The sequence below is a fragment of the Sphingobacterium sp. lm-10 genome, assembly GCF_023554555.1.
Taxonomy (GTDB): Bacteria; Bacteroidota; Bacteroidia; order Sphingobacteriales; family Sphingobacteriaceae; genus Sphingobacterium.
This window is the reverse complement of the sequence record NZ_JAMJWC010000001.1, coordinates 696,196-717,324: the sequence shown is the minus strand read 5'-3', so window position 1 is coordinate 717,324 and position 21,129 is coordinate 696,196. Positions and strand designations below refer to the sequence as shown.

The 21,129-nt window shown below is 41.5% G+C and carries 19 protein-coding genes; 12 read left to right on the top strand and 7 right to left on the bottom strand.

The features are described from left to right. Positions 1-38: 38 nt before the first annotated feature. Positions 39-1,100 carry a PA0069 family radical SAM protein gene (locus tag M8998_RS02780; RefSeq protein ID WP_249990469.1) on the top strand — a complete coding sequence of 354 codons (1,062 nt, stop codon included), beginning with the start codon at positions 39-41 and terminating at the stop codon, positions 1,098-1,100. A gap of 38 nt (positions 1,101-1,138) precedes the next feature. Here M8998_RS02780 and M8998_RS02775 read toward each other — a convergent pair whose 3' ends face one another. After that, positions 1,139-1,363 carry a hypothetical protein gene (locus M8998_RS02775; RefSeq protein ID WP_249990468.1) on the bottom strand — a complete coding sequence of 75 codons (225 nt, stop codon included), beginning with the start codon at positions 1,361-1,363 and terminating at the stop codon, positions 1,139-1,141. A 262-nt stretch (positions 1,364-1,625) separates the two neighbouring features. On the opposite strand from M8998_RS02775, the gene M8998_RS02770 reads away from it, so the two are divergent. From M8998_RS02770 to M8998_RS02760, 3 genes are all read left to right on the top strand, one after another. Beyond that, positions 1,626-2,714 carry a hypothetical protein gene (locus tag M8998_RS02770; RefSeq protein WP_249990467.1) on the top strand — a complete coding sequence of 363 codons (1,089 nt, stop codon included), beginning with the start codon at positions 1,626-1,628 and terminating at the stop codon, positions 2,712-2,714. Positions 2,715-2,923: 209 nt separating this feature from the next. After that, on the top strand, positions 2,924-3,400 hold the full coding sequence (locus M8998_RS02765; RefSeq protein WP_249990466.1) for a Crp/Fnr family transcriptional regulator: 477 nt from the start codon (positions 2,924-2,926) through the stop codon (positions 3,398-3,400). A gap of 100 nt (positions 3,401-3,500) precedes the next feature. Next, a complete protein-coding gene (locus tag M8998_RS02760; RefSeq protein WP_249990465.1) occupies positions 3,501-4,568 on the top strand; it encodes an SDR family oxidoreductase in 1,068 nt (355 codons plus the stop codon). Between the two features lie 76 nt (positions 4,569-4,644). Here M8998_RS02760 and M8998_RS02755 read toward each other — a convergent pair whose 3' ends face one another. The 5 genes from M8998_RS02755 to M8998_RS02735 form a co-directional block, all read right to left on the bottom strand. After that, positions 4,645-5,622 (bottom strand): hypothetical protein, encoded by a 978-nt coding sequence (locus M8998_RS02755; RefSeq protein WP_249990464.1) that lies wholly within the window; start codon positions 5,620-5,622, stop codon positions 4,645-4,647. 242 nt (positions 5,623-5,864) lie between these two features. After that, the gene (locus M8998_RS02750; protein ID WP_249990463.1) at positions 5,865-7,052 is read right to left on the bottom strand and encodes an ABC transporter permease; all 1,188 of its coding nucleotides are present in this window, start codon (positions 7,050-7,052) and stop codon (positions 5,865-5,867) included. After that, a complete protein-coding gene (locus M8998_RS02745; RefSeq protein WP_249990462.1) occupies positions 7,049-8,014 on the bottom strand; it encodes an HlyD family secretion protein in 966 nt (321 codons plus the stop codon). The genes M8998_RS02750 and M8998_RS02745 overlap by 4 nt, the downstream gene beginning before the upstream one ends. A 17-nt stretch (positions 8,015-8,031) precedes the next feature. Then, positions 8,032-9,417, bottom strand: coding sequence for a TolC family protein (locus tag M8998_RS02740; protein WP_249990461.1), 1,386 nt, complete (start codon positions 9,415-9,417; stop codon positions 8,032-8,034). Next, positions 9,414-9,863: a MarR family winged helix-turn-helix transcriptional regulator gene (locus tag M8998_RS02735; RefSeq protein ID WP_249990460.1), complete on the bottom strand. Its 450-nt coding sequence runs from the start codon at positions 9,861-9,863 to the stop codon at positions 9,414-9,416. The genes M8998_RS02740 and M8998_RS02735 overlap by 4 nt, the downstream gene beginning before the upstream one ends. 502 nt (positions 9,864-10,365) lie before the next feature. Here M8998_RS02735 and M8998_RS02730 point away from each other — a divergent pair. Further along, positions 10,366-10,623 carry a hypothetical protein gene (locus M8998_RS02730; RefSeq protein WP_249990459.1) on the top strand — a complete coding sequence of 86 codons (258 nt, stop codon included), beginning with the start codon at positions 10,366-10,368 and terminating at the stop codon, positions 10,621-10,623. 953 nt (positions 10,624-11,576) lie between these two features. On the opposite strand, the gene M8998_RS02725 is transcribed toward M8998_RS02730, so the two are convergent. Further along, complete coding sequence (locus M8998_RS02725) at positions 11,577-11,954, bottom strand: MauE/DoxX family redox-associated membrane protein (RefSeq protein ID WP_249990458.1); 378 nt, start codon at positions 11,952-11,954, stop codon at positions 11,577-11,579. A gap of 358 nt (positions 11,955-12,312) precedes the next feature. Here M8998_RS02725 and M8998_RS02720 point away from each other — a divergent pair, with 358 nt between their 5' ends. From M8998_RS02720 to M8998_RS02690, 7 genes are all read left to right on the top strand, one after another. Next, complete coding sequence (locus M8998_RS02720) at positions 12,313-13,371, top strand: YncE family protein (RefSeq protein ID WP_249990457.1); 1,059 nt, start codon at positions 12,313-12,315, stop codon at positions 13,369-13,371. A 102-nt stretch (positions 13,372-13,473) separates the two neighbouring features. Beyond that, the gene (locus M8998_RS02715; RefSeq protein ID WP_249990456.1) at positions 13,474-15,834 is read left to right on the top strand and encodes an outer membrane beta-barrel protein; all 2,361 of its coding nucleotides are present in this window, start codon (positions 13,474-13,476) and stop codon (positions 15,832-15,834) included. A gap of 24 nt (positions 15,835-15,858) precedes the next feature. Beyond that, entirely contained in the window at positions 15,859-16,080 is a 222-nt protein-coding gene (locus M8998_RS02710; RefSeq protein ID WP_249990455.1) for a transcriptional repressor, read from the top strand. 45 nt (positions 16,081-16,125) lie between these two features. After that, complete coding sequence (locus M8998_RS02705) at positions 16,126-16,662, top strand: RNA polymerase sigma-70 factor (protein ID WP_249990454.1); 537 nt, start codon at positions 16,126-16,128, stop codon at positions 16,660-16,662. A 49-nt stretch (positions 16,663-16,711) separates the two neighbouring features. Next, a complete protein-coding gene (locus tag M8998_RS02700) occupies positions 16,712-17,404 on the top strand; it encodes a FecR family protein (protein WP_249990453.1) in 693 nt (230 codons plus the stop codon). Between the two features lie 3 nt (positions 17,405-17,407). Then, positions 17,408-18,628, top strand: a complete 1,221-nt coding sequence (locus M8998_RS02695) for a DUF4374 domain-containing protein (protein WP_249990452.1) — start codon at positions 17,408-17,410, stop codon at positions 18,626-18,628. Between the two features lie 82 nt (positions 18,629-18,710). Beyond that, positions 18,711-21,119, top strand: coding sequence for a TonB-dependent receptor (locus tag M8998_RS02690; protein ID WP_249990451.1), 2,409 nt, complete (start codon positions 18,711-18,713; stop codon positions 21,117-21,119). The last annotated feature ends 10 nt before the right edge of the window (positions 21,120-21,129 follow it).

Below are 21,129 nucleotides of genomic sequence, written 5' to 3'. Positions count from 1 at the left end.
AATATTATTAGTATATTTGTTTCGTAGAGGCTAACGATATGAAACAGTACACCAAAGGCAGGGGAGCTCAATATAATCCACAAAATCGATTTTTTGCCAACGAATATGGCAAGCATCACATAGAAGGTATTGATGAATGGGAAGAGGAACATATCCGTACCATTCAAACGAAGGTGTTTCCCAAAACGCTAGTCAATAAGGTAGACAGTCCAGATGTAGGCATGGCCTATTCTGCTAATCCTTATCAGGGTTGTGAACATGGATGCATTTATTGTTATGCGAGAAATTCCCATCAATATTGGGGTTATAGCGCTGGTGTGGATTTTGAGAGCAAAATTTTAGTAAAAGAAAATGCACCCGCATTATTCAAAGAGTTCATCAATAAAAAATCCTGGGACGCGGCTACGATTTCGCTTTCCGGAAATACAGATTGCTACCAACCGCTCGAACGCAAATACCAACTGACCCGACAGATCCTTCAGATTGCTTTAGACTACGGACAGCCCATTGGCATCATTACCAAAAATAGTCTGGTACAGCGCGACCTTGATATATTGGAAGAAATGGCGAAGAAACAGCTTTGTGTAGTATATCTATCCATCAACTCATTGACAGAAGCTACGCGGCAAAAGCTGGAGCCCAGAACCGCTACTGCAAAAGAACGTCTACGTACCGTAGAAGCGTTGAGTTTGCGCGGAATTCCTACCGGTATTATGTGTGCGCCTATTATACCTGGACTTACAGACCATGAGGTTCCGGCGGTGCTTCAAGCAGCGAGTGATCACGGTGCAAAATGGGCAGGATATACTATCGTACGACTAAATGGTGAAATTGGAGTACTATTTAAAGACTGGCTGGAAAAGACTTATCCTGATCGTGCAGAAAAGATTTTGCATCAGATTGCGTCTTGTCATGCTGGACAGCTCAACAATAGCACTTTTGGAGATCGGATGCGCGGATCTGGAAATATTGCTCAAATCATTAGGGACAATTTTAAGTTACATGCCAGAAAATGTGGTCTTAATCAAGAATCACATACATTTTCCAAAACACATTTTAGACGATCTATATCTTCCGATCAGCTCAGATTATTTGAGTAATCGGAAGATCATAGCTCATCTACTACTACGTTAGCCTATTAAAAATTAGGCTGAGCAGGATTTCTTGTATTGAGAGTGTCTGAAGTTGGCATGGTATCACGGTGTGCTGTATCCGTGGTTGCCGAAGCACCATCATGTGGATCCATGGTCCGATCTTCCGGCATACGTGGCTGTTCTGCTTCTTCACGAGGATGATTATTACAAGCACTAAGTGCCAATACACCAGCCGCTAACATTCCTAAGACATATTTTTTTCTGTTCATAACTTTATTTTATTGTTCAGAAAAAAAACAGAGTAATCAATATCTTGTTTACATAGGTAGATTTTTACGTATTTATACGCGTCGATTTGACTATTTCGCAAATAGATACTCTGGAAAAGCGGAAACACCAGAACATCTGTAAAAATTTTTTTAGTTAAAATAAATTCTTTTTGAGATTATAATTAATTTTTTATTACATTTATCAATGCTAAACCATTGTCAATTACTTGCAAAGCATATAGCACTGCTATTTGTATTATTTATGATTTACGAGACTTCGACGGCCCAAGATTCCTTGCAGGTACATCTGGGAGGTGCAGTTCGTTTCAATTATTTATATTCATCTTGGGACGAACAACTACGTGCTCAGGGAGGAAATATAGCCTACGATGTAGTCCGCCTGAATGTAATTGCTGCCTATAAAAATGTCTTATTAGATGCCGAGTATCGTTTGTATGCATCCTCCTTCGGAGGTGGTTTTCTGAAGCATGCCTGGATGGGCTACCAATTTCGAGAAGGAGAACAGATACAGGTAGGATTGGCTTCTATACCTTTTGCGCTTCAACCATACACCGGCAACAATTGGTTTTTCAACATAGGCTATTACGTAGGTCTGGAAGATAATTATGATATGGGTATTCGCTACTTACGCCGAAAGAAAAACTGGGATTATGACATAGCCTTCTTTAAGAATCCAGAAACATTAGATATAGGAGGCGGTACAGAGCTTTCCCACAGCCGTTATGGGTATGATATTGTTGGCCGTAATAAAAAGATCAATCAGCTAAACGGTAATCTCGTCTATAAAACGCTCGGTACAGTAAAACAGCGCATTGGCATCTCCGCGCAATATGGTGGATTATATAATCTGGACACGAAGCAAGTTGGCAATCACTATGCCGGTGCTTTAGCCTATGAAGCAGATTACCGAAGTTGGAATCTAAAAGCCAGCTTTATACATGCAGTTCACAACCCCATAAATGCCGCAGGAGAATCCAATCAAATTGTGGAAATGGCCGCATACGGCGCAGCCTATGAGGTAGCCACAGACTTTAACCTGTATACCATTGGTGTGGCCAAAAATATTGATGTGAATTGGAGATTATTTAAGCAGTTTGCCGTATATAACGATTTCGGTTACATGCAAAAACAGCTGAAATCGTTCGAAAACTCTTATATGAATGTCACTGGACTGCGTACTACTATAGGTCCTATAACCACTTATATAGACTACGCGACCGGATATAATCACTCTTGGTTTGGCGGAAATTTTGTCGATGATTTTAGCCGAGGCAACCCGGATGCAAAGCGGCATAGTAGGTTTAATATCAACTTGGGATATTATTTTTAAGTGTAGCACAAAAGTCCTGGTAAGTAACCTCCTAATTTTGTATTTCTTTATAGCTAGCCATCCAGATTATTAAACACTACATTTGATTAACGCAATTTAATGTTGTGTATTTTCCTATGGAACAAATTCTGCTACATCATATCGCTGAGAAAGTAACGTTAAGCGAGCCGGACAGATCACAGATCGGTTCGTATTTCGTGTCAAAAAAAATGAAACGAAGACAATATGCTTTACAGGAAGGCGAGGTGTGCAAGTACCTGACTTTTGTCAGCACAGGATTGTTAAAATCCTTTAAGATCGATGAAAAAGGTAATGAGCGCATCTCTTTGTTTGCTTGCGAAGGCTGGTGGATTTCGGATTTTAACAGCTTTATTCATCAGGAACCGGCGGTACTAACGATCGACGCCATCGAAGCTTCCGAACTCTTGCAGATCAGTCGCGCTAATTACGAACGCCTGCTGCGTGACGTGCCGATTATGGAGCGGTATTTTCGGATTTTGTATCAAAATAGCTTGGTGACTAAAGACAAAAGACTGATCAGTTCCAATAGCGACACTGCCGAAATCAAATACCAACGCATGCTAGAAACCATGCCTGATATCGTACAACGGGTGCCTCAACACCTGATTGCCTCCTACCTCGGGCTTGCACCCGAAACCATTAGCCGGATCAAAAATAAGCCCTAACGCAGTATCTTCCTTGATCTAGATCAAGGAAATTTCTTGTCCGAAGTCAATGCCTACCGATCTGAAGCTGGTTAACTTTGTCTTATCAAATAATAAGGACATGAAACATATCGCATTAGTTGTCGGTGCTACAGGCATTACCGGCAGCAATTTAGCAGAAGAACTTGTTACACAGGGTTGGAATACATATGGCTTGGCTCGTCGGCCTCAAAATTTACCCAAGAGCGTATCCCCTATTTCAGCAGATCTGTTGGACAAAGACAGCCTGCGCAAAGCATTAAAGGACATCTACCCTACACATGTATTTATTAATACTTGGGTGCGTAGGGAAACCGAGGCAGAGAATGTACGGGATAATGGGTTAATGATACAAAACCTTTTGGAGGTGCTCGCTGAAAATCATAGTGTACAACATGTAGCTTTGGTTACAGGATTAAAACATTATTTAGGACCATTCGAGGCCTATGCCAAAGAAGGTACATTGCCTGCAACGCCGCTTCGAGAAGAGCAGAAGCGATTGGATTATCCTAACTTCTACTACGCGCAGGAAGATGCAGTATATGAAGCTGCAGCTCGAGACGGCTTCACATGGAGTGTACACCGACCACATACGGTCATTGGAAAAGCGGTAGGCAACCTAATGAATCTCGGAACCACATTAGCAGTATATGCCAGCATTTGTAAAGCTCAAGGCAGAAAATTCACTTGGCCAGGTTCCGATGCGCAATGGAATGGACTTTCTGACGTAACAGATGCTAATATTTTAGCCAAACAGCTTATCTGGGCGAGTACTACATCAGAGGCAAAAAATGGCGCATATAACATCGTCAATGGCGATGTATTCCGATGGAATTGGCTTTGGCCGCGTATTGCCAATTGGTTTGATGTGGAATACGAAGGTTATCAGGATAAAATCCGCTCTCTGGAAGATGAAATGAAGGATATGCAAGCTACATGGAAAGAGATTGCCGAAAAGCATGATTTGGTAAACGATAATCTTGATCAGCTCGCCTCCCCTTGGCATACGGATCTGGATCTAGGCCGACCAATCGAAGTAATGACAGACATGAAAAATAGTCGATTGAAAGGATTCGATGCTTATCAGTCTACAGAAGATTCCTTCTACAGATTATTTAAGAAATTACGTCAAGAACGTATTATTCCTTAGTATAAACGTTTAAATCCTCCAAAAACTGGAGGATTTAAACGTTTATATAGTCAAAAGAAACAATGATTAATAATGCCTACAGCTCGTTATACTCGACATTTGGAAAACCTAGTTTCGTGATGGAATTGATTAGACTTCGCAAATCTTGCTGAATACCGCGAACACTAGCCTGAAGCTCGTTATGCATATTCGCTAAATTTCTTAATTGCTCTGCATTATATGTACCTCCATTGTTGAAGTACAGCATTTCCAGATTTTCAATATTGTCTTCTTCATCTAAGCCGTATTTAATCCAACGAGCACGTATGGATTGCATCAAGGAGTTGTTGTCAGTATTGCTAAACTGCTTCTCGTTAAGGATGCGCCAAAGTGATGGCGGATATACCCTATCTGTATTCCTTTCGTACCATATATTGTGTAGCATATTGCGTTCAATATTCATTTGCACCTTCTTTTGGTGCGGTTTCAATGTCCAGAAACCCAAAACAGCCGCTCCTACACCACCAGAGATGTTGATTACATTATTGACCGCATTACTTTCGAATGCGGTACTGGCAATTGCGGTTGCTGATCCTAGGATAATAGAGGCTACGGTTAACCTTGACACGGTGCGATCGTTACGCTTCTCCAAGTAATTGGCCAATTGCTCAATACGCTCCCCATTACAGTCCAGTTCTGCAGCAATGGCATCCAATTCGGTACTAAATACAAGGTATTTATCTGTTATATATTGCTTCGCTACAAGCCTTTGTACGACATCTTCTGCGATAAGATAACGGTTGACGTGAGAAAGAAGGCCGATGTTCTTGCTTAGTGTAAAATCATGCTCAGAAAACACTCGTCTAATCGCAATGCTATCCTGATCCGAAATGTCGATAATCGGCAGCTCAGGCTCATATTGTACATTTGGCGTGCAATAATTGGCCGTTAGCGTACTAACCTTTGCGGTCTGTATAGTCGAAGAACAGCTAAAGAGCACAAAAATAACAGTACATATACCACACAGCCTGAACAAAAAATATTGGCGCGAATAGTTCATTTTATGTAATTGCATTTGTGATTCATGTTTACCGAATGAGCCCAATCTCTCCTCACCCATTATCCAATATGTATAATCTGTTCCTAGAGTGAGATGAAAATAAGAAATATTTCTCTTTGCATCATGCTATAGATACCGTCAAACATTATGATAGGTAAATAGGGAATGAAAGCTATGATGTATTTCTCAGGCAAACTACTCTTTAATTACTTTTTAAACCATTGCATAAATTATGCCTTTATCAGCACATAATGCTTTTAGGTAGTTTGCTGGTTTTCCACCTCAGTAATCTTTAACCGTTTAATCTTATTTATCTTCAATTGCAATGCGATAAATGCTAAAATAAAAGCTATTAATGCAATGATTCCCATGTTTATGATGTACGGGTATGTTAAATATGCAGGACCATCCTCTATAATCAAAATTCGAAACACTGGTAAAAAATGTGTTAATGGAATGATACTGGCAATGTACTGAATCAAGATGGGCATTTGACTGAGCGGCCAAGTAAATCCAGATAGAATGAAACTTGGAGTAGCAATAACCATTAATACTTCGGTAGCCTTTAATTGGTTCGGCAGCAAAATACTACAGAGAATTCCTATAAAACAAACCGATAAAACGAATACACCTGCAACCAAGGTAAGCATACCTAAGTTCTCTGTGAAAGGAACCCTGAACCAAAAAGTAAATAACCAGTAAATAAGCCAAATACCAAAACTCATGATTAAATAGGGAATCACTTTTACCATGATTAATAGAAACGTGTTTTTGGTTCTGGATACTAAGTCTTTAAAAGTACCATTCTCGAATTCGGATGCGAAAGATAATGCCAAGCCTAATAGCAATACCTGCTGCAGCACAGTAGCCAATATGCCCGGCCAAAGAAAGTACATGTAATTGGTTGCGCGGTTGTTTTTCTTGATGAAAGTGGTTCGGAAAGGTTCGTATTGACTCATTCGAACATTTTCAGGCACGCCTTGTTTACGTAGACCCTCTAACTGACTGCCGACTTTTAAGGTTCCGAGAACAACCTGCAATGCGGAAGAGGCATAGTTGGCCGTTAACACATTAGATGTATTGACGATCGTAATCACTTCTGGATACCTCTTGGTTAACACATCCTTTTCAAAATCTTTCGGGAAAATGACAATACAAGCTGCTTCTTCCTTTATACTTAGCGTTCTAAGATTCGTTTGATCTGGCTTAATGGCTATGATATTAATGACTTCGTTGTCTCCCATCATTTCGATCGCTTTTTGGCTCAGACTACTATTATCCTCATCCACCACGATAATAGGGAGATCGGTTACTTTTCCCTTGCCATACACATAGCCCAACAGTATGCCATACATTAATGGAGCGCCTATAAACAAAATCCGCAGTACACTATTGCCCCAGAATAATTTGAACTCTCTTTTCAGTAATTTTAAAAACGTACTCACAACTTATTTTTTATAGTGACGGTTGTTTTATTTAGGATATCCTTTGCGGCATTAGCATCCTTCGGATAAATAGTCATTTCATACAACGGATCTTGTAAGTCATAGTCCGGGTAGGCCGTCGCGATATTGGCATAAGCACCGATCGGTTTGATGTTTTTCACCACACCTGCCACCTTTAGATTATCTTTATATGGGACGATTACCTCCATGTCCATTCCTTTACTGTAGTGATTTAACTGTGATTCTGGAAGTGTAAAACGGAAATAAATCGTGTTATCTAAAGTACCGTTAAACAGGGTATAGCCTGGTAAAGCCAATTCTCCTACTTTTAGGGTGATGGATTCTATCGTCATATCCTGCGGAGCAATTATGTAGCGCTCTTTTTCTGCCACAGCTACCTCCTGTAATGCCCCTTCTGCTCGGTCTTGCTGGCCAAGCGCCATTTCTTGTTGTTCGATGCGCACACCATTTTGCACATCTGCAATTTCTGCATTCACAGCTATTAATTGCGCCTGAGCACCCTGATATTTTGCAAATACCTCGTCGTATTGCTGCTGTGCAATGAGTGAATCTTTCACCATTTCCTCCATCCTGTTAAGCGATTTTTGCGCAAACTCATATTGCTGTTCTAAGGCACCTTTTTTGGCATTTAATTGCTTTAACTGATTGGCTGTGGCTCCGTGTTTACTCATTTGATATTGTGCGTTCGCTGAGGTGACTGCTCCAAGGGCTTGCATTCTTTTTGCCTCTACCTCTGGTATATCTAAGATAGCGAGCGTATCTCCGCGGCGCACAAAATCACCTTGACTACAATTGATTGTTTGAATCCGACCGGCAATTTTTCCAACGACCGCTATTTGTTCCTTTTCCGTTTTACCTTGAATAAAGTCTTTTGTGCCTTCATTATTGCTACAGGCTGTTAGGAGGACACCGGCTATGATCACCACCAAATATTTTTTCATAATCTATATTTCTATCGTTATTGTACTTGAATAAAATGGTACAAGGGTTTAGATGCGCCGTAGGCATTCAATGCCGCTTGTCTTTGATTGATCAGGATTTGAATTTTATTTAATGCCATCTCATACACATCCGTTTCGGCACTGATCCGTTCCGTCACGTTGATTAGACCCAACTTGTATTGTTTCTCGGCTGTGGTTAGGTTGTCCCTTGCAATCTTCTCTTGTTGTTCAGCAATACTCAATTGATTCAATAGCACCCGGTAATTGACTAAGTTGTTTTGTAACTGCAAATTCATCATCCGCTGACTATCTTCCTGCTTGTTCGCTAAAATCTGTTGATCAATTTTTACAGCTTCTATTCTGTGCTTACGTTCAAAACCTCCAAAAATCTCCCATTTCAAAACGCCGCCAAGCATCCAGTTTGGAGAAAGCGTTGCCTGGTTTAGAGACAAATGCGCTTGGCTTCCTATAATCGGTAAAGCGAAAGAGGAGTTCACATTAAACAGACTAGCATAGCTATAGCTTGCAAAAGCACCTACCGTTGGAAGCAAACTGCCTTTTTCTTTCTTTAAGTTATAATCTAAGGCCTGTGAAAATGCCTTCATCGCTTTAAGTTCATTACGCTCCAGTATATCTAATTCTGTAGACACCTTAATAGGATCTAATTCATACGTAACGCTATCAATTTCAATCCTTTCAAATCCGGTAAGATTATTTAATTTGATATATAACAGTTGTTTTTTGCCTTGAATCTCCGATTTTTTAGCATCCAGATTAAGGCTCGCCAATTTAATTTTATCCCTATCGTAAGGTATGGCTAATCCATTCTGAACAGCCTTTTCCACGCGTTCCTTTTCTTTCTGCAGGCGCACTTCACTTTCCTGAAGGAGCACTTCCGCCTGCGCTAAAAGCCTAATCTGATCAAAACTCCCAATAACATCTTTTACAAGTTCATCCTTTTGGATTTCGTCTATCAGTAGATTCCCTTCATTTTTTGCCGCTAATGCTTTCGCACCGTTAGCAATCTGTCCACCGCTAAAAAGAACCTGTTTGGCAGTTAAACCGGCGGCAAACACATTAGCGCTTGTATTGATGGTAGAAGTCCCTTCAAAAATATTCGCACCGCTAATCGGCAGCGTAGCTGTTGGCACGTCTAATTTCAAATCATTATTTAAATAGACGTAAGTTGCATTAGCAGAAAGAGTTGGCAAATATTTATTCATGACAGCTTTCTGTTCATCCTCCGCCTTTCTATGTTCTAAAGAATGATTTTTGATGTTGCTACTATGATTTATAGCCGATTCAATAGCCGATTCAAGTGTGGACGAAATCCTAATTTGTGCATATACGCTCGGAAAACTCAAACTACAGATCAGCAGGCCTGCAAGCACATGTTTTTTCATTTCTCTTGATTTTCTATATTGCTGTAAATTGCTTTAAAAACGATCCGAACGCCTTCTATTTGCTGTTTAGTAAGACCTGTTGTCAAAATATTGAACGTCTTGTCTACCACGGTCATGATTTTATCTTTCTCCTGTTCCGCAAAATCAGTCAATGTAATGATATTCATTCTTTTGTCGCTCTGATGAGAAATACGAGCTATATAGCCCAACTTCTGTAAGTTATCCAATAGACGGGTCGTACTTGGCTTATCTCTCCCGGTTTCATTAGCTATGACCTGTTGTGAGACGCCATTTTTCTCCCATAACACGGCTAATACCGTCCATTGCTCCTTCGTGAGATTGATTCCGGCATGTTTAAAATTCTGATTTAATAAGCGAGAAACATATCCGAATAGGCGTCCATTCAGTAAGTTATACTGCTCTTCAAATGATAATACATTTTCCATATCCTGATTAATCAAATTTATAATGCAAAGTAACAAACAAATAGTTAGTTATGCAACTATATTTTTTCACCTGTTATTTATCCTCTTGGTAATAGTGGTGCATAGTGATTTACCGGTGCATCAAATATTGATAATAATTTTATTAAAAATAGGAATATATTACGTTATCATCAAAATGAGAAATGATATGATAAAGGCCTATCCTATTAGGGTTGCTATTGCTTTAGCTTTTTCGACAACAACCCTTAACGGAGGAAACGTGCATTGTAATTAGACTTAAAATATATCTATGGCTACCACTTATTATTAGACAGGTAACGAAGTGATCAATCACTTCGTTCCTTCAAAATCTTTACAGCGGAGATCGAATAGTCATAATCAAGCTTATTTACTTCATAAGAATTAAGTTAGTTTGGAGCTACTATTATCTCCTTTACGGGAAACCGCATTTTTATTTATTGCTAACAATCTATATTCGTGATGTAATTAACTGAAAATCATTATGAATATTATAATATTACAAGCCACAGATGTGGGAGGAATTATCCCACTCCTAATTTTACTTGCTCTTTCTATCGCCATTTTTTTGATACTACGAAGTGTCGTCCTTTGGTACTTGAAGGTAGATAAGATTATCGAAAACCAACAGAAACAGATTGTGCAGCAACAAACAATTATTGATGGCTTAGCTGGATTGTACAAATCTGTGAATAAGCCTAGTGATTCTGAGGAGCGGAATGATAATGTTGAAGGAGTATAGTTACTTTAATACGTTTATTCATAATTTTTTAATTGATAGACCGTAAAAATACTTGTAAAAAATCTGCATACGACTTACCTAAGCAACATTGGTCTAATATTTGCCAAAATGCACCATATGAGAAACAGAATAATAACCATCATCATAGTGGCTTTTGCGATGCTATTTAGCTTTTCATCGTGCTATACACATGGATCCAGACATGGAAATGGTCCTAGACACGGACATGTAAAAAGGGCTCACAAAGGCAAATCCAAAAAGCATCATGGACCACGGTATCACAAGAAAGGGAAAGGAAAAAAGGGGAACTCGCGAAGAAGGGATGAGAATCTATTTCCTAGCAGACGGTAAATAATAGCAAACGCGCTCCGCTATTTAGTGGGCGCGTTTGCCTTCCCTATGCTCAGGAGAAGCTATTATTATGGGGGTCGATTTTCCTATGTCGATTTCAGTCAAAGTAGATTTTAATAACACCAAAACTTAAGATTAAAACAACTATGACAGTTAGCAACTGTCAAATTGTATTGGTCAATAATTTCGTACATAAAAGTCACGATTACTATCAAAAGACGTGGCTAGTAACCTTATAAATGACCGTGTCATAATTAATCAGTAATCCCTCAAAAAAAGCTCAATAACATAACGATTGGACACTGCGCATAACAAAATTTTTTGATACCGGACTTTCATAGATACCTATCTTTTATGCTAAAGACAAACTTCCTGCAAGATGATGACGACCTCCTCTCCTTTTCCTTGAGCTTTCATCAAATACTGACATTAAATTATGAAACTCGCCCTATTGGAAAGTATCTTTTCAAAAATGACAAAATCCAATAAACAGCGATCTCCAAAACAAATGGCTAAAATTCCTCGATTAGCCACTTGCTTTATCCAAAGAAACGAAACTATCTCGTATAGTCTATACGAGATAGCTTGTCGGTCATGTTTTCCTAATTTCCTTGAAGAAGCTGCATAAACTTAGCGCGGTGATCAATAATCATCCATAGGTTGATCAATAGCAGTGGAATAGCCATGGCTAAGCCGCTTGGCATGAATGTGTAGTTGTGGAGCACAATGCCAACCATCACGGGAAGTATCACGATGGCTCCAATGGCCCGGGTTCTGGGAATGATAAACAGTATGCCACCTATTATTTCCACCAATCCAATTAATGGCATGATCCATTGTAGTTTTTCGATTGCCTGGAATATTTCCAATTCCTGAGGAGTCGGCTCCGGCACGGGCATGTAGTTTAAGAATTTATTCAGTCCCGCGTTGATAAACAGCAAACCGAATAATAAGCTCAAGATGAATTTTACGATTTTCATAGCGATTAAGTTAGTACTAATTGATAATCACAAATGTAGGATAGAAATTTAGGATTTTACTTCTCCGTGCTTATTTCTTGTCATAAAATAGTTTTCAAAATATTTCTCAGTACATGAAGCCGAACCTAAGTGGTGATAGGCTATGCGCTCGCATACTCAGCTGTAAAGCGAGATCAACTCTAAGTTGAACACCATCTATGATAGCCCTAATAATGAAGCACTCACTATTCCATGAAAAAATTTTATGTAAAAAGAATATTTAAGACTTTTTCTAAATAAGACTTCGGTAACTTCCCATTGGGGCAACTCTCTTTATAAGAAAGCGGTAAAAATTGCCGCTACCATCACAAATAACTCCATGATGAATAAGAGAACAACACTTTTCCTATGTGCTTTTGCTTTGCAAGGCCTTTTGGCATTCGGCCAAGACAACGATATGCCCAACATGAACTACGAAATTGCACACACGCAAAAGTTGCCCAACGAAGTCTATCAGCTGGTTTACAACCCCACCAACGATAAAGTATATGTAGCAGGTCCAAAAAAGGGATTCAACCGCGAGGTAGAAAACTTTATTTATGTGCTCAACGGTACCGATCTGCAGATCACCGACTCCATTTCGGTAGGTAACAACCTGCCCTTCGGCATTACCCTTAACAATAAAACCCAAACGCTCTATGTCGGACATTCCCTGCAAAATGCGATCAGTGCGGTAGATATTAAAACCAAAAAGCACACGCTTATCCCTAGTGGAAAGGCAAAATCCAAAATTCGGGAACTCGCGGTTGATGAGAAAACCAACAAAATCTATGTATCAGACCACGGAAATCCTTCTATCTGGCAAGTAGATGGTAACACCAACACGTACGAAAAGTCATTGGATTATGCTAATGCGTATTTACTTGGCCTCAGTGTCGACAGCGAACGCAACAGAGTGTATGGCACCGACGGACAGAATATGAAGGGTAGCATCTTGGTTTTCAACGCCACGACAGGCGAGATGGAAAATAGCTTCCAAACCTGGTCTTATTGCCCCATGAACCTAGCCCTGGACTTAAAAAACAACCGGATTTTCGTAAGCCAATCTAACGACAATAACATCACGGTGATAAATGGCAACTCAGGCGAGATTATCGACAAAGTATATTTAGGCTACGACAGCTCTCCTATTGGCCTTGTTTATGACCATGCCAATCAGCTAATCTATAGCGCTAACCGCATAAAACAAGAAGTAGCCGTGATCGACGCGAATACGTACAAAGTACTCGAACGCATCCCGACCGAAGGCCTACCTAACACCATCAGCCTAGATCAAAAAACAGGCACAATCTACGTGACTAACAAAGAAGCCGGACGAAATGGCGAACCAGTAGAAAATGGCAATACCGTTATGAAAATCCACTACAAAAGAGGATAATCACACCTACATCTACTTTTAAGAACATCTTCTAAACCACTACCCTATAGACATTATCCCCTATCTCCACCATGGAGACTGGGGATAATATCCCGACTTAACATGAATCTACAAACACGTTTACTCTTTTTCCTTTTTCTATCTTTCGGCGCCAACCTATACGGGCAAACCACCGTAAAAGGACGATTGCTCTCCGCAGATCAGAAACCCTTGCCGGAAGCTTCCATTACCCTCTTGCGCTTGCCGGACAGCACCGTTGTTTTTCAGCATAAAACCGATGCCGACGGATTTTATCGGTTGCATCCGACCAATGCAGGTTCATTTGTCATCCAAGTACACGCATTGGGCTTCGCCGAATATCATTCGGAGGCTTTTACGCTCACTATGGGCGAGCAGCGACTGTTGGATGCTATTTATTTGCGCGCGGATTTGACCGAAATTGCAGCAGTAGTAGTGAGCGGACGCCAACCCGGTATTCGACAGTACGTGGATAAGCTGGTAGTCGATGTCGAAGGTTCGGTTTTGAGTGAAGGAAATAATGCCTTAGAATTGCTGGAGAAAACTCCGGGCATTGTATCGGATGGTAAAGGAAATTTTTCCATTCAGGGACGGGCGGGTGCCAATGTGCGTATTGACGGACGCGAAACTTACCTCACCGGCGCGCAGCTCGCCAGCATGCTTCGCGGCATGCAAGCAGCGGATGTTGCAAAGCTAGAGCTGATGAGCAATCCATCTGCTCGAGAAGATGCCGCTGGCACGGCTGGTATCATCAATATCGTGACTAAGAGAAATAAAAGGAGCGGCTTTGGTGGTGACGTGTTTGTGCGCGGATCGCAAAGCAGAAAATCTCAGGCTACGGTTGGCGGCGGCATTCACTACAAGGTAAATGGTTTGAACATGTATGCCAACGGATCTGTCGGGCGCGAACAGTCGGAAGATAGTACGCGGATCGAAAGGCAATTTTTTGACAACGGCTTGCTTAGTTCGATACAACAGCAGAAAGAAATACAGGAGCTCAACCCAGGCAAGTTTCACAGTCTGCGCACTGGTGCCAGCTATGAATTTAACGATGGAGGTGTATTAGATGCCAGCTTTCATTGGATGCGTGGCCGTTTCATCAGCTCGTCGCTAATTGACATGGTCACCAGTTCCGCAGCAGGTGCCACCACACAAACAGCGGCCACCAACAATCAGTTTGATGAAACCTTTAACAATCTAACATTTAATGTTAACTACGTAAATAAATACGAAGGAGAAGATCATTTCCTGAAAATCAACTTCGATTATGCACCGCATGGCAACGCCTATAACAATAGCTTCCGCACAGATATTATGGATCTAGCCAACAACAATGTGCGCACTTCAGCGCGGGCCAACGTTCAGGATCTCAGCAACACTACCTACGCAGGCCGACTGGATTACAGCAAGCCGTTTAATGACCGTGCGAAGCTCGAGTTAGGTTGGAAAGCCACCTATTTCTTCATCAATAATGATGTGCAGAATGATACGCTGAGTGGTACAAGTTGGCGTAGAGATGCCGGTACCTCCAACCAATTTCAGTATACGCAGCACATACAAGCGGTGTATGCAATGTATTCTGGCCAATTCAACCGATTTGAATACCAAGCCGGCCTTCGTGGCGAATATACCTTCATCAAAGCCAATCAGGTTACACTCAGCAATATCAGTCAACAACGTTATTTTGACCTGTTTCCCAACGGCTTCTTGTTGTACAACATCAACAACAACCACACGATCAGAAGTTCCTTTAGCAGCCGGATCGAGCGTCCGGGGGATCACGACATCAACGCGTTTCGGATCTATCAGGATGCATTCACCTACTCCGAAGGTAATCCCGAGCTAAAACCAGAGCGCAGTTATATTGGTGAAGTGGGGCATGGCTTTAAAAATGTGCTGTTTACCACGATGAGCATGAGCTACGGCTACGACGTTATTAATTGGATCTCCCGCGTAGGTAGCAATCCGGGTGAAAACCTAACGCGACCTGCCAACATCGGTAACTTCAAAAATTACAGTGCCAGTGTGATGTACAACAACAGCTTCTTCTCGTGGTGGACTGCTAGTCATTACCTGAATGCTTTTCATAATAATTACCGTGGGGAGATTGACGACGTAATATTGAATTCTGAAGGTTCAAGTTGGTCGGCCAATAGCCGACACACCTTGCAGATAAAATGGGGATTGCGCGCCGAAATTGCAGCGTACTACAACTCGGGTGTTACGACGGGCGCCATGCGCACCGATCAACGCTATGGCGTGGATGTGGCCGCGGAGAAAAAACTAATGAACGATCGGGCTATGCTAAAACTTGCCGTGACCGGCCTCATCCGGAATGCCAATCCGCAGTACACCAGCACTTATGGCGACTTAATCATAGCGCACTCTGCATTCCCGGACAACAGGAAGTTAATGCTGTCCTTAAGCTACCGCTTTGGAGAATAAAAAATTGGCACTAAGATTAGCCGTATGAGATACACAAAGACACAGCAGGCAATTATAAATGTGTTGCAGCAACAGAGAGAAGCCTTATGCGCAGACGAGATTTTTTTGCAGCTCAATCCAGGAAAGAAATGCTACAGCTATGCAGCTATCTATCAAAACATCAGTCAACTCTGTCGGGAAGGTGTGCTATCTGTAGAGAAACCCGAAGCACGACGGAGTCGCGCCGTAAAAATCAACCAGCTGTAGAAAGATAAACAATATGAAAATACTATTTATAATAAATCTAAATAAATGTATATTTGCGATGCTTTGGAAGAACAGCATCAATTATTACAGGTCAATCGCGCATCGTTCGAACAGTTATTCGAACGATACTGGAAGCGTTTATATGCTTTTGCAGTAAAGATGACTTCGGATGAAGAGGATGCGAAAGAGATTGTTCAGGAGATTTTCAAATCTCTTTGGGAACGACGGGAAAATCTTAACATTCAGGATGTAGAGCGCTATTTGCTTCGCTCCGTGAAACTGAAAACCATGGAATACATCCGCAACAAAACGACCAAGCAACGTCATCACGACATTATCCTAAGCACCACAAGAGTCGACTATGAGGATCAGCAGGTGCTGGTAAAGGAGCTCAATCACAAAGTACATAGCTTGGTCGAATCCTTACCAAAACAATGTAAAAATGTATTTAAGATGAGTCGTGAAGAAGGCTTGACGAATAAGGAAATATCCCGTTTGTTGCTGATCTCCGAACGCGCCGTAGAATACCACATCAGCAAAGCGCTTTCTACCTTGAAAATAGGGCTGTATCCGGTAGAATAAGATGTAATTACAGCTCATAATTATATACTATCTTTGTAGTGTAGAAGAGATGAAGATAACCAAAGAATTACTGGAGCGATATGAGCTTGGTCAATGTACCGATCAGGAAGAGGCTGCCGTAAGCAAATGGTTGGATAGTCCCGACTTAGTGTTGGATGAGCTGGAAGGAGAACTTGATTTGGGTACTACAAAAGAGCATGCCATCAAACAGGATTTATGGGAAAATATCGCCGCGCACATGGACGCCTCTACTCCTACTGAAAGACATTCCGACCTCCACTATAATCAAGTTTCTAAGGATGCATTCCTAAAATCTCGCAGGACGACGGTTACCTGGCTATCCGTAGCGGCTTCTACCATTATTTTATTGGGAATTGGTTGGTGGGGTTTCCAGTCTTCCAACAAGGAACGACAATTCTTTAATGCCAATAATTCAGACAATTCGGTGGTGCTCTGGGAGGAAGATTCTTTTGAATTCACCCTCAGCAAAAATAGCTCCGCCAGCATCAACTTTCAGTCGGGTAATATGGCCGTATCAGGCGACGTGTTATTCAGTCCAAAACGAGACATCATCCTTTATGATGAGCAGAATAAGACTTCGCTCGATTTTCGCCAGGGCGAAGTATATTTTATCTCCACCGATCCGGATACCAGTGAATTGGTGGTTTACTCCAAAAAAGAGTTAGAATACCTGCCGCCTATTTTACGTAAACATATCCGAAAGCAGTTTCACCTGACCTAATCTATGCGTTTACCTACAGGGCTCTCTCCTATCTTATTTACCTTCCTTGCAATTTTTGCACTCGGGTTAGGGTTATCCTGTACGCATGAAGATAAGCAGGTAGATGCTGCTCTTCAATTTGAACCCGCCTATTCGCTTTTTGTCAGTAAGAATGGTGACAATAATTTTTTATTAATAGATAGCAGTTGGCAGCAGGTGGGATCCGTGAAGCCGCCGCATAAAGGCTTTAACCGAGAATTCATCCAGCGAAATGGTTTCGTTTATTCCATCAACCCGCAAAATGATTATCTCATCCAATACCAGATTTCCTCTGCCGGATTACAAGCCAAAGATTCCATCAAATTGGTAAACGATAATATCGAGCAATACCATTGGAAAAACAATTCTGACACCTTATTAATCGCCAATGTCGTACATGGCGACACTGAAACTTGCCGCTTTTACGAGATCGATACCAAGAATTTTTCGCTGATTCGCGAGCAGAACGTGCCAATACCACCTGCTGTGAATGACTTTTCTATCTTAAGCATTGGCTTGATCCATTATGAAAACAATAAATTGTGGATCGCTTATGCTTACAGCAAAATGCTTAGCCATACCGAATATACTACCCTAGACACGATGTATTATCGCACGTTGGATTTTTCCTCGCTGCGTGTACTATCCGAACAAAAAGACGCCCGATCCACCTATCCCGGTGGGATCAATACCATCCAAACATATAGCGGCACAGCCGAAAATGGTGACTTTTATTTTAGCAGCGGACCAGGGATAGCCGCCGGGAATGCCATTCAACTCCCATCAGCCATATTTCGCAAGAAAAAAGGCGATGACCAAGTAGATACCACCTATATGGTCAATATCTCCCAACAAACGGGTAATCATGCGTATGGATTTTGGTATCTGGGCGATAACAAAGCTATCATTCGGGGCGAGCAGTCCGACAAATACACGGATTTCTCCAACCATCATTTGGTCTACCAATTTGAGTATTATCTCGTAGATCTCGTTTCTGGCAAAATGGAACAATTGGCCCTGCCATTAGATAAGGGCACGCGTAAAGAAAACGTAGTAAAAGTAGGTGACGATATCTACATTGCTATTGACGACGAAAAGGATCGCCACAGTGTGTGGAGATATAATTTAAAAACGGGCTCATTTTCCCAACACCTAACTCCCCAATTTCCAATCGATTACCTGCTTCGACTGGACAAATTGCAATAATTTCTCATTTTTCTCGGCAACTGACCTTCGGTTAAGCGGTACATAAGCTACATTCTTATGTGTCATTAATCTAAATAAAAATATGTTTGGTCTAAAATGGAGACTTTGTCTTCTCTTGCTCGTCGCAGTGGGTGCGACATACGGACAAGGAAATGTGATAAATGGTTTTATAAAAACAAATAATAACCAGGGACTAGAAGGAGTAACCATCCGTGTACTGAACGATAAATCAAAGCAAACGCATAGCGATGCTTTGGGAAAATATACCTTAAAAAACTTTGCCCCTGGTGATTATACCATCGAAACGTATTTGATGGGCTATAAAACGCAGCAGAAAACTATCCGCATTGTTGCAAATGAGATCTCAAAACTAAACTTTACACTGGAAGAATCGGATGAGAACATTGAGCAGGTACAGGTGCAGGGCAAAAGCAAAGCACAGGAGATCATGCAATCAGGTTTTAATGTCAATGTAATTGAGACCAAACAATACGCCAATAGCAATACCGACATTAACCAGATCTTGAATCGTAGTACCGGTGTCAAGATTCGGGAACAGGGCGGCCTAGGTTCCAACTATTCGTTCTCTATCAACGGCATGTCTGGCAATCATATCAAATTCTTCATCGATGGGGTACCAATCGAAGCCTATGGTAGTGGTATGTCTTTCAATAATATCCCGGTCAATATCGTGGAGCGTATCGAAGTGTACAAAGGCGTCATTCCAGCGCACCTTACCTCAGACGCGCTGGGCGGAGCTGTCAACATAATCACTAAACGGGATCGCCGAAAAGCCATTGACGTTAGTTATAGCTATGGCTCTTTCAATACACATCGGGCGGCATTGAGCGGTAGTTTTACCGATCCGAAGAAAGGATTGCATGTCAATGTCAACTCCTTCTTCAACTATTCGGACAACGACTACCGCATGTATACCAACCCCAAGGCGCGTGTATTTCTGGATGTGGTGAACCGCGATAACCCGAACACGTTTGACACCATTGCTTCGGCAAAGCGTTTTCACGATGCTTACCGCTCTAACATGACGCAGGTAGAAGCTGGATTATCCGGCAAACGTTGGGCGGATGTATTTGTCTTGGGGATGACGTATAATACTGTATACAATGAAGTGCAGACTGGCGCTACGCAACAAAAGGTATATGGCCATGTGCAGGAAACCAGTCAAAGTATTGTTCCTAGTTTACGCTACCGCAAAGAGAATTTATTTACAAGTGGCTTGTCGGCTACAATCTTCGCCAATTTTGCCAATGACAAATCCATCGTGACCGATACAAGCTCGTACAGAGTATACCGTTGGGATGGTCGGCCAGACACCTATTTCCCAGAAGCAGGTGAGATCAACCTATCTAAATCAATACAGCACTTCAACGGATACAATAGCTTGTTACAAAGCACATTCAATTATAAAATAAATTCGGTTCAAAACATTAACCTCACGCACTCTTTCACCAATAACTACCGTAAAAGCTATAATGAGATCGATCCGTATAATCATAGCTTCCGCCAAAATAACAGCGTGAGCAGACAAATCCTAGGTTTGAATTATATGCATGATTTCTTCGACAAAAAATGGCGGAATCAGATTTTCACGAAATACTACAACTTTGGTGGACGTGTGGAAAATGCGGATGGCGGCGATACACGGCAGTCCAAGAATTATCTCGGCTATGGAGCGGCATCAAGCTATTTTCTGTCCAATGGTTTAGGCATTAAAGCTTCGTACGAGCATGCCTATCGCCTACCCACGATGGTAGAGCTATTTGGTAATGGTGTAGATATATATCCTAACGTAGGTCTGGTGCCCGAAAGTAGTGACAATTATAATTTAGGTGTCTTTTACAATGGGGTACTGCGGGAAAAACACCGCCTGTACATGACCGCAGCGATCTTCTACCGCAATGCGGAGAATTATATACACCGCACACCACCGGGTGTAGTTTCTGGTTCTTCAGAGAATTTTAGTCAATACTACAACTTCGGTGGCATCAAAGTAGAGGGCGCGGAGATGGAAGTAACCTATTCATACGGGGACTTGCTGAAATTTACGGTAAACGGTAGTTACGAAAGTGCCGTGGATCGCGAAAAATACGTACGCGGCACCAACCGCATCAAAGTTACTTACGACAACCGCTTGCCGGATAAGCCGTGGCTATATGGTAACACAGACTTTATCATCGGTAAGAACGACCTGTTTGGTGAGGGTACGCGTTTGGAATTCAATTGGTTTATGCAATATGTAAATGAATACTCTACCACTTGGTCCAAACTGGGTGATCGAACAACCAACTATTACATTCCAACGCAGTTGATCCAAAATGCAGGCATCACCTACTCGATTCGTCATGGTTTATACAACTTCACGCTGGAAGGCCGTAACCTGGCTAATCAGATTGCATACGACAACTCGAAACTCCAGAAGCCCGGTCGGTTTGTCTCTATGAAATTCCGTTACAACTTAAATATTTACTAATTAACATGTT